Genomic DNA, 14635 nt, shown 5'->3' with positions numbered 1-14635 from the left:
ACAGCTTTTTCAGCCGTTCCATGACCTGAGGATGCGCCGTCCAGCCGCCGGCGGTGTTGAGGACAAGCTTCTCGACCGTAGCGGGGCGATGCACAGCAAGATAGGTCGCGACCCACCCCCCCAGCGATTCACCGCTGATCATCGCCTTGTTCCTGCCAAGAGCTTTGAGAACCGAGAGTACGTGGTTAGCGTAGTCCACGACTTGGTACTCGATCGGTGGCTTGTCGGTCCAACCGTGTCCAAGCATGTCGATAGCAACGAACCAAAAATGATCGGCGTGCGGGCCGAAATTTCTGGAGTACGCCTCCGCATGGCCGCCGACGCCGTGGAGCGCCAGGACGAGGGGCTTGGACGGGTCGCCGGATTCGATGCAGCGGGTCCGTATCCCGCCGGCATCGATGTAGCGCTGCCCGAAGGACAGCCCCCTCAGATCGGCCCAGACGCTCGAAAAGTTTTCCGGTCTTGTGACGTTCATGACGGATCTCGTTGGCATGTGTGTCAGGCGAAAAGTGGCGTGCCGCTTGGCCTCGACGGCTCCACTGGCTTCTGGCGCGGGATCGCAGAAAGGTCCGCAAGGTCGAGGACCGTCCGGATCGCCGCGCTCAACCTGCCGAGAGCCTCGCCAGCGTCAGACGTCCCTTCCATATCGCGCCACGCGACCACACCATCCGGGCGGACGAGCAGGACTCCGGCTTCCTCGATCTCGCGAATGCGCTGCCACTCGCAATAGAGGTCCTGCGCTTCGGGCGATCCGGTCACCACGACCCGGAGGAATGGCAGATCAAGGCGCAGCGCCGCTTCCTTCCACGCAGCGCCGGCGAGACCCGTCACGACGGTGAAGAGGCCCTTACCGGTCACGTCGAGCGTCGACACGCGCAAGCCTTCACCATCGACGAGCCACGCATGCGGGATCTTGGCTCCCGGGCGGGACGTCGGCTGATTGTAGAGGCCGCGATCTCGCCGCCACTCCTCCGGTTTGGCACCGACGTCGGGAATCACGGCCGAAGATTCGTACCGCTGGTTCATCTCGGTGCCCTGAGCATTGAATTCCGTTTGCTTCAGATCCAGCGCGGCCTGGGCCGCTTTGCGGGCGGCGACGCCCTCCGGACCGGGATCGCAGAAGCGGACGATGCCCGCAGCCACCGGGTTCTCGGCACCCTGCACACGAAAGCACGCGTTCAGCGGGGCGTAGTCGAGCCGGGACTGGTTCGCTCGCAGTACGATCTGCTTTCCAACCGGCGCCCGCTCCTGCGAGTAGCTCTCCAGAAGGTTCGGGCCGGCCCAGCCCTTCACCGAATAAGCAAGCTTCCAACCGAGGTTGTGGCCGTCCTGCACGCAGGTGTTGTTTCCCAAGCCGCTCGACGGCGGGTGCCGGTGGACCGCATCGCCGCCGCAGAGCACCCTGCCCTTCGAATACTGGGTCACGTAGGCCTGGTTCACGTACCAGATCGATGTGCGCACGATGTCGATGTCGACGGACGGATCGCCGATCAGCACCTTGATCTTCGGAATGATCGCTTCCGGCGAGAGGTCCGGCTCTCCCTTGCTGATGTCGAAGCCCCAGCCGGCGATCCACTGCGTCCAAGGGTGCACGGCCCGCAGCAGCCCCATACCGATCTCGCCGAAGCTCGCGTCGGGCGTCACGATCCAATTCAGGATGCTCGGCCGGTGCTTGCTGTATTTGGTCAGGTCGGCGTTGAAAACGGTATAGACCGTACCCGCGCGCGCCATCTGCCCTTCGACGGGTAGCCCGAGATGGTCCACCACCATCGATCGCGCCCCATCGGCGCCGACCATGTAGCGTGCGCGGATGGTGTACTCACGCCCATCGAGGCGATCACGCAGCGTGGCCGTCACGCGGTCCGCGTCCTGCTCATGACAGACGTACTCGGTGTTGAACGCGAAGGTCGCGCCCTTCTCCGCGGCCTTCTGGAACAGGATGGGCTCGAGCAGCGGCTGGATGATGTCGACCATGCCGCAGGGGCTCGCGCGCAGATAATCGCCGCGGCGATCGTCGCCGGTCCCCCACGTCCGCATCCGGATCAGCTCGGAGCCGCCCAGACTGGTCGTGAATGTCGTGTCACCCATCAGCTCCCAGGGACTCGCATACCGAGCCACATCTTCCGCGATCCCAAGATCGCGGAAGACCTCGTTGGCGCGCTGGTTCGTGATGTGGGCTCGCGGGCTGTCGGCCATCCAGTTGCCGCGCGAGACGATGTGACAGCGAACGCCGCAATTGGCGAGGGCGAGCGCGGTCGTCGAGCCCGTTGGGCCAGCTCCGATGATGAGCACGTCTGTTTCGTATGCCATTTGCCTGCTCCGCGATGCTTCTGCATTCGCGCTGGGAATAGTCGATCAATGAGTGGTGTCGGCCTGCTTGGCCGCCATCATCGCCATGCCGGCGATCCAGCCAGGAATCGCTTCGTAGAATTCGTGCTCCATCTTGAAGTGGCCGCCCGTGGCGAAGGCGCCGAAGGCAGCGACCCATGCGAGCACCTCGTTGGCGCCGCGGCCCGCGGCTTCGCGGACCCTGCCGGTGTCGAGCGCGTCGGCGCGCCAGATCTGGCCGCTGCGCAGGATCTCCATGAAGTCCTTGTCCCAGTCCGGATTGAGCGGCTGGCATGGTCCCCTTCCCGCCTCGGCGAGAACGCCTGCCTCGAGCACGCGCTTCTCGCGCGCTTCCTTGGCTTCTGCGGTCGGATTCCGCCCGTTGATCAGGCGCTCCCGGATCTCGGGGGACGCGTCCTTGATCGACGGCAGCGGAGGGTCGTGCGAGAGGCCGCCTGACGCAGCAAACAGGACTCGCTTGCGGGAACTTGTCGCGAACCGACCTACGGATTCACCGAGTTGCCGAGCCCGGCGGTAGGTCGGGACAGGTGGTGCAGCGGCGTTCACGAAGATCGGCAAAATCGGGATCGACTTGAAGTCGCCAAGCACCGCCTCCCACATCTGGACGAAGCCGTGATCGACCGGCATGCGATATGACACTGCGACGTCGAAGTCCTCCGCCCGCACGTGGTCGATGAGCTCGAGCGCCGTCTTTTCCGGAACGTCCAGCGGCCCCGTCCCGCCTCCCCAGTCGCCCAGCGAGAAGGCTCCGGCTCCGACGCAAAACGCAGGCATCAGGTCGTAGAAGAAGCCGTTGAAGTGGTCGGGCGCGAACTGGATGATGTAGTCCGGCGCGAACTCGTTCACGAAACTTCCGAGCCGCCCGAATGCACTTCGTACGCGTTGCTCGGTCTCGTTGGTGGCGGGCCCTTTGTACATCAAGGGAGTATGGGAAGCGCAGACGATGGCGACTGACATGGTCCAATTCCTTCGAACGCAGAGTTGATTTGTCGATCGATAGCCGCGGGCTCGCTACTTCTTCACCAGCGGGCACGGGGTGTCGGAGAGCGGACGGTTGACCACCTCGCCGGGCAAGGTCTGCACGACCTTGTACAGATCCCACTCGCCCTTGCTCTCCTCGGGCTTCTTCACCTGGAGCAGATACATGTCGTGGATCATCTTACGGTCGGCGCGGATGTAGCCGTCGGCCGCGAAGAAGTCGTGGACCCGCTCTTTCTCCATCTGCTTCATCACGGCCGGCGCGTCGTCGGTACCAGCAGCCTTCACGGCCTTCAGGTAGTGCGCGACCGAGGAGTAGACGCCAGCGTGGAAGCCGGTCGGCATCTGCTTGGCCTTGGCATAGAAGCGTTCTGCCCAGGCGCGCGTCTCGGGCGTCCGATCCCAGTAGAATGGCGATACTTCGTAGGCGTTGTGCGCGATCTTCAGGCCGACCGCGTGCACGTCGGTCAGCACCGACTGGAGCGGAACGACCTTGGCGGTCGTGCTCAGCCCGAATTCGTCGGCCTGCTTCAGCGCCGTCACAGTATCGCCGCTTGAGGCGGCGATGGCGATGACGTTTGCACCCGCATTAGAAGCGGTCAGCAGGAAGGACGCGAAGTCGGAGGTATTCGGCGGAAACACGGAGTTGCCGACCACTTGGCCGCCGTTGAGCTTGACCTGTTCCGACGTGTCGCGCGTCAGCGCATGACCATAGGCCTGGTCCACCGTCAGGAAATACCACTTCGTGCCGCCAGCCTCGATCACGGACTTGGCAGCGCCTTTCGCGAGATTGTAGGTGTCGACCGTCCATTGGACCGTGAGTGGCGAGCAAGCTTTGCCGCTGAAATCCGACGAAGTCGAGCCGGAAAGCAGCATGATCTTGCTCTTTTGAGCGGCCATGTTCTGCACGGCGAAGCCGATCGGCGATCCCTGCATGTCGGCGATCGCGTCGACGCCGTCGACGTCGAACCAGTGCGCAGCGATCTGCGAGCCGACATCGGGCTTGCCCTGGTGATCGGCCGAGATCACCTCGACGGTCAGGCCGGCACCGAAGTCTTCCGCGGCCATCTCGGCGGCGACGACCGAGCCCTTGCCGTTCGCCATGGATGTTGGACCGGCGATGTCGGTCAGAACGCCGACCTTGACCTTGCCACCGCTGAGATTGGGGTTCCCGCCGGCGGTCTGCGCTGCGACCGGCGCAGCCGAAAATGCGAGGGACAGGCACATGGCTGCGGACAAGTAGAAGCTTGAATGAACCATCGTTTCCTCCCGTCGCCGCCTGTTTCGGCGTACGGGCGATGGATTGCCGCCGATTGCGCTTTGATTCCATCGAAGTCTGTGGAATGTTCGCACTGCGAACACGCCCGGGAGGGGTCATGCACCGCAATGTCAGGGCGCTTTCCCGAGGGTTGGCGCTGATCAATGAACTCAATACGAGCGGGCCGTCGAACGTCGTACAGCTCGCCAAGAGGACCGGGCTCAACCGGACGACCTGCTACCGTTTGCTCGATACCTTGCGCGACGACGGCTACGTGACCTTCGACGAGACGAACGCCTTGTTTGGTCTTACACCGCAGGTGCGCAAGCTGAGCGACGGCGTATCTTCGCGCGATCTGTCGAGCCAAGCCGCGCTTCCAGCGATGTTTAGCCTGCTCGACCAGGTGTCGTGGCCGAGCGACTTCGGAGTGTTCGAACTCGGCTCCGTGCTGATCCGGGAGAGCACACATCCCTTCAGTCCGTTCTCGGTTCATCGTTCGATGGTTGGCCGCAGAAGATCATTGGTACGCAGTGCGTTGGGCCGGGCGATCCTCGCCGCGTCTAAGCCATCGCTCCGCCGCGAAATGCTTGAGATGACTGCGTCACTGGTTGAAGAGGATGCTCCGTTGGCCAAAGACCGCCATTTCATCGAGAGCGTCGTCCTCCAAACCGAAAAGGCCGGTTACGCTTCGTCTGTAGACGGATCTGAGCAAGGCATCAGCGCCATCGCGCTGCCGATCCAGACTGGCGGTCCCATGCTTGGTAGCCTCAATCTGATCTTCTTCACCTCATCCATGACGCCCGACATAGCCGCACAAAGATATCTGACGAGTATGAAACATGCGGTGAGAGACGTCGAACGCCGATGGTCAACCGCGAACAGAACGCGGGACACAGTCGTGTAGCCCGTACGGCACATTCTGTACCGGTAATTGCGCGAACCGGTCGTAGGCCCTATCGAACAGAATTCCAAAAAAGGAACGAGGGCCAAGCAGACGGTCGGCGGCTCAAAGGGAACGGCCGCGACGACGTGTAAAACTCCAGTCCAAGCGACCGGGACCGGCGATGCCACTCACCTGCCTTCCCTGCTTGCCATCTAGGGTCTCGGCCCAGCTATCACCCTCAAGGAGACGCGCAATGCTTGTTTCGACAATGTGGTGTTTCGCGCAATCAAGCTGCGAGCATCGGTTTCAGCCGAATGCATGCGACCTGGCGGAGTGCCAATCGCAACGCTGCCATGCCGCGGCCTAGTGAAATGGCCTTCGAACAACGCGCTCAGAGCGACGCTTTCCGCGATTCTTGCTGGGGCACGTGGCTTTCCCTCAAAATCGAATACTATCGAGGGCCCTTCTACCCGTCGCCTGGGCCGATCTGCATTCTTCACAGACAAGCAATTGCGGACCTCGCCGGCGATGGCGCCTTGACGCTGCCCATGGTTGAAGCCTGCTCCGCGCGACATGAACAGATAAAGAGATAAAGTCGTACTACGCCCTTATTTTGATCAGGAAGTCGCTGACTTGCCCCTGCAGTGAAGCGATATTGCTGTTCAAATGCCCCATCTTCCCAACCGTCTGGCCTGCCGATGAACCGGAGGCACGCGATGCATCATTTAGTTGGTCGATATCTCGAGACGCTTCGCGCAGATCGGCACTAATGTTGGTGATACTTCTTGATATATCGTTCGTCACAACCGATTGCTCTTCTACCGCTGCCGATATGCTGCCCGATATCTCCTGCACCTTCTCGATTATGTCAGCGATGTCACCCATCGCCGCAGTCGCTAGTTCCGTCCTTTGTTGGATGGCAAGAATCTGGGTATCAACCTCGCTTGTCGCTTTGGCTGCCTGGGCAGCAAGACGCTTCACTTCCCCCGCCACCACTGCAAAACCTCGACCCGCTTCGCCAGCTCGTGCTGCTTCGATGGTTGCGTTGAGCGCCAGCAAATTGGTTTGCGAGGCTATTCCATCGATCATTTGGACGACGCTGCTGATCTTCATCACGGCAGCAACGAGCTCGGCTAATGTTGCTTCAGCGTGCACGGTCTTGTCGCGTGCAGTTTGCGAAACGTTCGCGGCGGTCAAGGCCTGTCGGCTGATTTCCGAAATCGAGACCGAGAATTCCTGAGCGGCCGAAGACACGGCGGTCGAATTTTCTTCGGTCTTTTTTACCATCCTTGTCATGGCTTCAGTGCGAAGACAGACGTTGTCCGTTGAAGCAGCAATTTCCGATGCGACTGCCTGCATGTCTTGCATTGAGCCCGCTACAACGTCGACAACCCGCGACACATCACAATCAAATTTCCGCGCAAGAGTCTGCCTCTCTTCTCGCATGCGAACCAAATCGGTTATGTCTTGCCAAACACACACAACTATCGGCTGGTCTCTGAATTTCGAAGCGACGAGACTTATCCTGACGGGAACGGAGGTCTTATCTTTGCGCCGAAGCCACCACTCCATCGCGACGTGGCCCGACCTCATCACAGCTTCATCGGTCTCCTCGAACATCTGCGCAACAGTCTTGCCGTTCGGTTGAGGGTCCAAGGAAAGCGAGGCGATATCCAATCCTCTCAGCTCCTCTCCATCGGAGAACCCGAGCATGTGAGCTGCAGCGTCGTTGCCGAGGACACACCGGTCAGCATCATAAACAGTGATACCGTCTTTGATCGACTCGAAAGCTCTGATCGCCATAGCTTCGTCCAGGGTCGCCGCTGTTGCCTCCTGCCTCGTCGACGTCACGAGCGAAAGCACCAACATCAATCCGCCGAGAAACAGTCCGCCCCAGAAGTGGAGCGATAGGGCGTCTGCATTGGCTGCAACTGTTGCTGCGGGTACAGACAATGCAAGAGTGAGACTTGATATCCGACTGCGCCACATGATTCCAATCGCCGATTGAAGCCAAACATGAGTGGTCGTATCGAATCTCAATTAAGTTTCTCTTGCGCATCGGTTGGCGGCACTTTGCCCATTCATATATCCGCGTATAGCTGAGTATACTCGAGTATATGCACACTGCTCACGAGAATGGCCTTACACGCAGTCTCGACACTCCGCAGCAGCATGCGCGCGCCACCTGGGACATGTGCTACAGATTCGACCGTTAAGAATTTCGCGCCCCCGACGTGACAGCGTGGTTTTCACCCTTGATATCGATGACGATGATCGAGCCGGCATAGTCGAGCAAGTTCGGCATGACAGCCTAAACGCCTCCCCGGCGTGTGTTGGCGCGAATAGCACGAATACTTTCGTGTTGTCGCGTACGAACCGACCCAGACCTTGACGACGAAGAGCCCGCTTCGTTGCCGGACGCCGCTACGGACACTTTCCCGGGCGGTCGACCATCGCGCGAAGCCATGGGTGATCGAAGGCGTGTCCGCGAGTACATAAAATCAACCGCTCGCCAAAGGCAATCACGCTCCGGACAAAGATCACCGCCAATTTCGTTACCCTCAACGAGAGCACCGCGGCGAACCTCAAGGTCACGCTCAACGCTCCGTGGACAGGCGGGGCTTGTCGAGTTTGGTGCTCCGGACAAAAGCAAAAGCCCTTGTGGCTCGACCGATCTTCAGAAGCTTGGCGAGCCTTGGCCTGGTGATGCCGGCCTTCCCTTCGTCAGATGATGCCGCAACCGCCCGCCGAGGACCCAGCTCGCTTACACACACGCCATTCAACAGCTTCCTTGAACGATCTGCAGTACAAAGGGGTTATTGGGTGATCCCATGCTGGACGATGAATGTAACAAACAGCGGGCTCGTCTGGTTCGCGAGCTTGCTAGCCGCGCCGATCTGCTTATCAGACGGCGGCTCCTCGATCTTGCATCCCGGTACGAGCAACCCCAGAAGACCAAGTCGCCGCTCTCCATAAACGTTGAGGGACATCCCGACCACGACGACAGCGGCGGTGATAGCGACTTGGCTCGCCCGCGATAAAAGCCGCCCGGCTCCTATGTATTTTTAGGATCCTTCTCAGACTCGGCTTCGGCCTCGACATGTTTTAGGATGGCTTTTCGTTTGTCTTCGTCCTCGATCTTCGAGAATGCGCGCAACAGCCTGAGCGCCTGCAATTCTCTTTGCGTTACCTTCATCCTGTTCCTCCACGGGCATGATACACGTACCCGCGGAGGACGTCCCTCCATTTCGGCCCGGCCTGACACTGCCCCTAGTTTCACGGCTTCGATTTGATGAACGCGATCGGCGTGGATGTCGGCCGCGCTCGTCTCAAAGTTCGCGATCACACGTGCACTATTCGATATGCCCGATACGCCATGCCGGGAGAGCGGGACCCAACACTAAGATCAAACATGGCATCCGCCAGCAGCGAAATTGGCCGTAACCGTCCGCTGAGACGTAAACGTTGGTATGTATTGGACAGATCGCTCAGGGCGATTAGCATCTTCGGCAGCTTTCAGAACGACCGCAAAACCGATGAGTTTGGCGAACTATTCGGATCGTCTCGTGGCCCAACTTTTGCGGGCGATGTCGCGAATGACATCGATTCGTCCGGTGTGGCTTGGCAGCATTTACGTCGGTGCAGCCTTGAGAAGCGGGAACGGATGCGCATGCTCTACTCCGACAATCGCGCCTTGTATCGGCCAAGCTGACGCCAACGCGCAGCGAGGCTGACCGCTGTGACGACTGTCGCGCCAAAGCAATTTCGCCTGATTGGCTAACGCCGATGCGTAACGGCGCTAGTCAGCAAGAGCTGTAACACAGACTATCCGACTGCAATTAGACCGACTGCATTCCTTACTAGCGCTCGCAAATCACGCCGGTGCATCAGCCCGCAAGGCCAGCTGCGACCGGACTCGGGAAGGGGCGCGGGTTTTTCAATGAAAGAAGATCGACAGAGCTTTTCCAATGTCCGTTCGCGTTGTCGCAGATAGCCGCGCCAAGCTTTGCGCCATTTCTGGCATGCTGGCCCACGAATACGACGTTACGGCCGAGTTGCTCGGCTCGGGTGCAGCTTCTTCCGCTGCCCAAGACGCGGTGGTGGTCAACGTCGACCTACGAGTCCTCGAGAACATTGCCATATTGAAAGCTATGATGGCGAGCATGTTGCGCGCGCCCAAACGTGTCTTTGTCGTTGACAAATCCACACGTCTCGCAATGGTCCAAGCCTATGCGTTGGGCGCGACACACATACTGGCGAGTCCCGTCAAGTCCACTCAGCTGCTCGAGAGGCTCGCCAACAAGCGGCCTCCGTCAGTCGGATCAAACGAAATAGCTTTGGGCGGCGAAAAGATAGCTGCTGAGGGAGCTGCATGCTTTGCGGCGATGTTCCAAGCTGCGATACGCGGTTCAGCGGTCGATGTGGCGGAGATAAGGCGCGCCGGCAATAGGATTGCTGATTATATTGCCGAGCACAGTCTAGCGGATTGGCTAACGATCGTTCGTCGTTACCACGAAGGTACGTACCAGCACTGCCTCCTGGTCACGGGCATTGCAGTGGACTTTGGCCTAAGCCTCGGCATGGCCAGGTGCGACATTGATCGGCTGCATTCTGCGGCGATGTTTCACGACATCGGCAAGGCGACAGTTCCACTCGCGGTGCTGGATAAACCGGGCAAGCTCGATGACCGCGAACGATCCCTGATCGAAACCCATCCTGCGGCCGGCTATCAGATCCTTCTCGGAACTGCAGAGATATCGAGGGAAATCCTCGCCGCGGTACGGCATCATCATGAATATCTTGACGGCAGCGGCTACCCGGACGGCCTTAGCGCCGTGAACATTTCGGACATTGTCCGCATTCTTACGATTTCCGACATTTTTGCAGCACTGATTGAGCAGCGACCGTACAAGCCACCCATGTCTCGTGATGTCGCGTACGAGATCCTGGTTGGCATGAAGGGCAAATTGGAGAGTCCGCTGGTCGATGCTTTCCGGCACGTCGCGTTGAGCAGGTAATTCCCGACTTCCTTCCAATACCTGGCTTGACGCGAGCGCGACTTGAACAAAACACGGAGCTCTGATGAGGATGAAATCGGAATTGGACCGCGGATGCCAAGCAAATGCGTCCGACCGGCTGTTGGCAAAACCACCGATTATACGCGGGATACTCTCATACGATAGCCCTGCGCGAGCCGTTCCGTGACGGGGGACCAGGCAAGGCGATAGACGCCGGGCGACTATCTTTCTGGCAAGGCACTCCTGACGCGGACCTTGACGTCGTTAGGAGTGCGGGTCGTGTTGGAGTTGTCATCCGGTGGGCCAACGGGCAACAAACCTCGCCCTTGTTCAATGACATCCAGTTGATGAGCCAAAACAGACATCAATGGCCGCATCATTCAAGGATGATGGTTCGAGCGGCAAGTAGCGGGTCTACCGCTGCCCGAAACTAGCCCGCTGCTATCTTCGTCTCCGACGCCACGCGCTGCATCCTGGTCGACAATCGTTGGTCACGGTGCTCGTCGACGACGGCTTCGATGAGGTGACGTATTCGTTGGGCGAAGCAAGCAAAGGGTTTGCCGTGGTTGTGCCCGAGATCAAGGCGCGAGCGACCCAGACCACGCGGGCAACGGAGAGATCGAAGAGCAGATCAAGGCGATACAGCGTTCGAGCAAGGCTGCCGCGAATGGCATTCGCGAGATCGCACGTGTCGTCGGTAGGATTAGCGCGGTCAACACCTCGATTTCAGAGGCCGTCGAAGAGCAGTCCGCCGCGACCAGGCGTGGTCTCCTCGAACATTGCCGGCGTCAAGGATGCGGCGCAAAGCGCAGGCGTTTCGTCGCGCGATTTACTGGCAGGCGCGCAGTCCCTGCAGTCGAAGTCGGGCGAATTGCAACAACAGATCGACGCGTTTCTAATCAATGTTCGTGCGATGTAGGCCCCCTACATGCCCAAGGTCGACTGCCGTTCTCCTGAATTGTTGCTCAGATTGCATCGCGACGAGGGCATCGTGACGGAAGCCATGGAATTATAGGCCGCACTCAATCGGCTGAAATACCTTCTGACGGCCTTCGGCGTTTCCAATCTCGAAGTGAGAGGATCTTGCAATGGCTCGTTTCCGCTCAATCCGAGCTTGGCACCGCGATCGAGCGGCTCGACGGCGCTCTCACACAGATTTATTCCACTTCGTCGTTTGACCGCTGACAGGTTCGCCGGAGGTGCCGCTTTCCTCCGAGATGCCGAACCGGGAGATCCCACGCGGCATTCAAGGATATCGACGGCAAGTGATGTGACCAAGCCCGCATCATGGCCGACACGGTCCCGGTCGCTGTCCCCAGAGACATCCGTGGGCTTGGCAGTTACCCCATTGCGACCAAGTAACTCCAGCGAAACTCGGGCAGGACTCCAAATGCGACGTCAAACGGACGAGCACGCTCAAAGAATAAATTAGGTCAACAAATGCTACGCAGAACTGCGCAACCTCGATATCTCAGTCTGCAAGCGCAATTTGGATCCGCCATTAGTCGAATCTTTGGAATTCTGATACCTAATGATTTTCGATTTGCCCTGCGCGTCCTTCTCCACAATTGCGCAGCGCCGGCAATGTTTCAGTGCCAGTCCAATTTCCTGTATTTTCCGGAGACAACATGATCTTCCGCCGCAAGAGCAGTGCAAGTGCGCAATCTGGACTCGATGCCCTCAACCGGTCGCAAGCCATGATCGAATTTGCGCTGGATGGCACCGTCATGTCGGCGAACCAGAATTTCCTCGATGTTTTCGGCTATCGGCTCGAAGAGATTGAAGGTCAACATCACTCAATGTTCGTCCCCACAGAACAGCGGCAGAGCTTCGAGTATCGTGAATTCTGGACAACCCTGAACCGCGGCCAGTTTCAGATGGCGGAGTTCAAACGGATCGCCAAGGATGGCCACGAGGTCTGGATTGAAGCATCGTACAACCCCGTGCTCGACGGCAGCGGCAAGCCGGTCGTGATCGTGAAATTTGCCACCGACGTTACCGAGAAGAAGCTGCGCAGCCTAGCCGACGCTTCGAAGATCGCGGCGGTCAACCGCGCGCAGGCCATGATCGAATTCAAGCTTGACGGCGCGATCGTGACCGCCAACGACAATTTTCTCAAAACGATGGGCTATTCGCTGTCCGAAATCCAGGGCCGGCACCACAGCATGTTCGTTGATCCGAACGAGCGCGACAGTGCGGCTTATCGCGAGTTCTGGGATGCGTTGAACCGCGGCGAGCACAGGGCGGCCGAATACAAGCGGATCGGAAAGGGAGGGAAGGAAGTCTGGATCCTCGCGACCTACAATCCCCTTCTGGACGAGGCTGGAAGACCGACGGGCGTGGTCAAGTTCGCGACCGACGTGACGGCGCAAAAGCTGAAGAATGCTGACTTTGCAGGGCAACTCGATGCCATCGTGAAATCGCAGGCAGTGATCGAGTTCAACATGGACGGCACGATCATCAACGCGAATGACAACTTCCTGAACGCCGTCGGCTATTCCTTGAGCGAAATCAAGGGAAATCACCACAGCATGTTCGTTGATCAGTCGGAGCGTGACAGTGCGGCCTATCGCGAGTTCTGGGCCAGCCTCAATCGCGGTCAGTATCAGGCGGCCGAATACAAGCGCATCGGCAAAAGCGGCAGGGAGATATATATCCAGGCCTCTTACAACCCGATCCTCGATCTCAACGGCAAGCCGTTCAAGGTGGTCAAGTACGCGACCGACACCACCCGGCAGGTGCTGGTCCGCATGGGCAACGAGCGCGTCCGCGCCATGATGGAATCGGTCGCAGCCGGCGCCGAGGAATTGAACGCCTCGGTACGAGAGATTTCCGAAGCCATGACCAAGTCGCGCGAAACGGCGATTGGCGCCGTCGACCGCGTTGCGACGGCCGATGCGCAGGCACAGCGGCTTGCCGCGGCTGCTCAGTCCATGAGCGGCATCGTGGATCTGATCAACAGCATAACCGGGCAGATCAATCTGCTGGCGCTCAATGCTACGATCGAGTCCGCCCGCGCCGGCGAAGCCGGACGAGGCTTTGCGGTGGTCGCCTCCGAGGTGAAGAGCCTCGCCACGCAAGCCAAGACGGCAACCGACAAGATCGGGGCGGAAATTGGCAGCTTCAACAGCATCTCGGGAGACGTCGTTGGGGCACTGGAGGCGATCAAGCACGCCATTAGCAATGTGAGCGAATACGTCACCTCCACAGCGGCTGCCGTCGAAGAGCAGAGCACCGTGACCAGCGAGATGTCGACCAGCATGCAACGCGCGGCTGCCGAAGCGGCAAGGATCGCAGCCGGCTAGACAGTCACGTACACCTCCACCGGTAGCTGATGGCCTAACTGGCGACGAGGCCGAGATACAGCTCGGAGCCCTGATCCGCGAGCAGATCGCCAGTGACATCAAGGGCGAGCTGACACGCCAGGTGCGCAGGGACCGCCGCCTCTAGAGATAGGTGAAGTCGGCGATCCACATCTGGTTCGGACACTCGGCCGTGAACCACCGGTCCAACAGGTTCGTTGGCACGGTCTCGATCTGTCGATTGCCACTATGCTTCGGCATAGCGCCGACGTTGCAGCCGTGCCCACAAACAGTGTAAGCACAGCACAGAGTTCGCCCGCGGGTTGCTGCTGATGTCAGTAGTCAAGGCAGTGAGAGAACCATCTCCGTCACGTTTGCGACGCGCTACGCGCAAGTTCGAATAATCTTGTAATTTCAGCAACAAAGCTCACCAATGGTTCGCTGTCGTTCGCCACGTTTCGTACTACCGTGGTAGCTATATGGTTGCTAACAACGCGAGGAGTTCGCATGGCATCGGCAAGTATGCGGATTCCGCTCGATGTCGCCCAGCATTCCGAGTTGATCTCGCGCACCATTCCAGGATGATGCCGCCCGGGTGACGCGGCCTCTTCTGGCTCATAGGGTCCTCCTTTCGGCTCTGCGAAGGGGGCCCGGATGCCGACGGGCGCTCTCGGCGGTGGATCAGCGATCAATGGCGCGGTCGCGAAGAGAGCAGAGAAAACGAACACGGTTTGCCGCGAGGAACGACAGCGTCGCCTCTCATTAGCGCCATACTAGGGAGCATCAAGGCGGATTAGTCCGTCAAAACGACGTGTCAGAACCTGCGATGGAATAGGCGCAACTACGG

General features: G+C 59.4%; 12 protein-coding genes. 5 read left to right on the top strand and 7 right to left on the bottom strand.

The features are described 5' to 3' along the window. From QMZ05_RS37150 to QMZ05_RS37135, 4 genes are all read right to left on the bottom strand, one after another. On the bottom strand, positions 1–475 hold a 475-nt coding region (locus tag QMZ05_RS37150), incomplete at its 3' end, for an alpha/beta hydrolase (protein WP_353705271.1). A gap of 23 nt (positions 476–498) precedes the next feature. Beyond that, positions 499–2310 carry an FAD-dependent monooxygenase gene (locus QMZ05_RS37145; protein WP_353705270.1) on the bottom strand — a complete coding sequence of 604 codons (1812 nt, stop codon included), beginning with the start codon at positions 2308–2310 and terminating at the stop codon, positions 499–501. Positions 2311–2355: 45 nt separating this feature from the next. After that, positions 2356–3306, bottom strand: a complete 951-nt coding sequence (locus tag QMZ05_RS37140; RefSeq protein WP_353705269.1) for a 3-carboxyethylcatechol 2,3-dioxygenase — start codon at positions 3304–3306, stop codon at positions 2356–2358. Positions 3307–3360: 54 nt separating this feature from the next. Beyond that, positions 3361–4587: an ABC transporter substrate-binding protein gene (locus QMZ05_RS37135; protein ID WP_353705268.1), complete on the bottom strand. Its 1227-nt coding sequence runs from the start codon at positions 4585–4587 to the stop codon at positions 3361–3363. A 116-nt stretch (positions 4588–4703) separates the two neighbouring features. Here QMZ05_RS37135 and QMZ05_RS37130 point away from each other — a divergent pair, with 116 nt between their 5' ends. Further along, on the top strand, positions 4704–5489 hold the full coding sequence (locus QMZ05_RS37130) for an IclR family transcriptional regulator C-terminal domain-containing protein (RefSeq protein WP_353705267.1): 786 nt from the start codon (positions 4704–4706) through the stop codon (positions 5487–5489). 579 nt (positions 5490–6068) lie between these two features. On the opposite strand, the gene QMZ05_RS37125 is transcribed toward QMZ05_RS37130, so the two are convergent. The 3 genes from QMZ05_RS37125 to QMZ05_RS37115 all read right to left on the bottom strand — a co-directional run bounded on the left by QMZ05_RS37125 (position 6069) and on the right by QMZ05_RS37115 (position 8664). Then, complete coding sequence (locus tag QMZ05_RS37125) at positions 6069–7508, bottom strand: methyl-accepting chemotaxis protein (RefSeq protein WP_353705266.1); 1440 nt, start codon at positions 7506–7508, stop codon at positions 6069–6071. A gap of 172 nt (positions 7509–7680) precedes the next feature. Beyond that, complete coding sequence (locus QMZ05_RS37120) at positions 7681–7773, bottom strand: type IV secretory system conjugative DNA transfer family protein (RefSeq protein WP_353705265.1); 93 nt, start codon at positions 7771–7773, stop codon at positions 7681–7683. Positions 7774–8523: 750 nt separating this feature from the next. After that, a complete protein-coding gene (locus QMZ05_RS37115) occupies positions 8524–8664 on the bottom strand; it encodes a hypothetical protein (protein ID WP_353705264.1) in 141 nt (46 codons plus the stop codon). A 216-nt stretch (positions 8665–8880) separates the two neighbouring features. On the opposite strand from QMZ05_RS37115, the gene QMZ05_RS37110 reads away from it, so the two are divergent. From QMZ05_RS37110 to QMZ05_RS37095, 4 genes are all read left to right on the top strand, one after another. Next, positions 8881–9180 carry a hypothetical protein gene (locus QMZ05_RS37110; RefSeq protein WP_353705263.1) on the top strand — a complete coding sequence of 100 codons (300 nt, stop codon included), beginning with the start codon at positions 8881–8883 and terminating at the stop codon, positions 9178–9180. A gap of 256 nt (positions 9181–9436) precedes the next feature. Continuing rightward, complete coding sequence (locus tag QMZ05_RS37105) at positions 9437–10486, top strand: HD domain-containing phosphohydrolase (protein ID WP_353705262.1); 1050 nt, start codon at positions 9437–9439, stop codon at positions 10484–10486. 763 nt (positions 10487–11249) lie between these two features. Next, positions 11250–11405, top strand: a complete 156-nt coding sequence (locus QMZ05_RS37100; protein WP_353705261.1) for a hypothetical protein — start codon at positions 11250–11252, stop codon at positions 11403–11405. Between the two features lie 709 nt (positions 11406–12114). Continuing rightward, positions 12115–13791 carry a PAS domain-containing methyl-accepting chemotaxis protein gene (locus QMZ05_RS37095; protein ID WP_353705260.1) on the top strand — a complete coding sequence of 559 codons (1677 nt, stop codon included), beginning with the start codon at positions 12115–12117 and terminating at the stop codon, positions 13789–13791. The last annotated feature ends 844 nt before the right edge of the window (positions 13792–14635 follow it).

The sequence above is a fragment of the Bradyrhizobium sp. INPA03-11B genome, assembly GCF_040446015.1.
GTDB lineage: Bacteria > Pseudomonadota > Alphaproteobacteria > Rhizobiales > Xanthobacteraceae > Bradyrhizobium > Bradyrhizobium macuxiense_A.
This window is presented reverse-complemented; position numbering and strand designations above follow the sequence as displayed.

What these genes read in the sequence shown, in the direction of transcription:
- QMZ05_RS37140 (WP_353705269.1), bottom strand. Translation starts at nt 3,306, where the DNA reads ATGTCAGTCGCCATCGTCTGCGCTTCCCATACTCCCTTGATGTACAAA.
- QMZ05_RS37095 (WP_353705260.1), top strand. Translation starts at nt 12,115, where the DNA reads ATGATCTTCCGCCGCAAGAGCAGTGCAAGTGCGCAATCTGGACTCGAT.
- QMZ05_RS37145 (WP_353705270.1), bottom strand. Translation starts at nt 2,310, where the DNA reads ATGGCATACGAAACAGACGTGCTCATCATCGGAGCTGGCCCAACGGGC.
- QMZ05_RS37110 (WP_353705263.1), top strand. Translation starts at nt 8,881, where the DNA reads ATGGCATCCGCCAGCAGCGAAATTGGCCGTAACCGTCCGCTGAGACGT.
- QMZ05_RS37135 (WP_353705268.1), bottom strand. Translation starts at nt 4,587, where the DNA reads ATGGTTCATTCAAGCTTCTACTTGTCCGCAGCCATGTGCCTGTCCCTC.
- QMZ05_RS37120 (WP_353705265.1), bottom strand. Translation starts at nt 7,773, where the DNA reads ATGCCGAACTTGCTCGACTATGCCGGCTCGATCATCGTCATCGATATC.
- QMZ05_RS37105 (WP_353705262.1), top strand. Translation starts at nt 9,437, where the DNA reads ATGTCCGTTCGCGTTGTCGCAGATAGCCGCGCCAAGCTTTGCGCCATT.
- QMZ05_RS37115 (WP_353705264.1), bottom strand. Translation starts at nt 8,664, where the DNA reads ATGAAGGTAACGCAAAGAGAATTGCAGGCGCTCAGGCTGTTGCGCGCA.
- QMZ05_RS37130 (WP_353705267.1), top strand. Translation starts at nt 4,704, where the DNA reads ATGCACCGCAATGTCAGGGCGCTTTCCCGAGGGTTGGCGCTGATCAAT.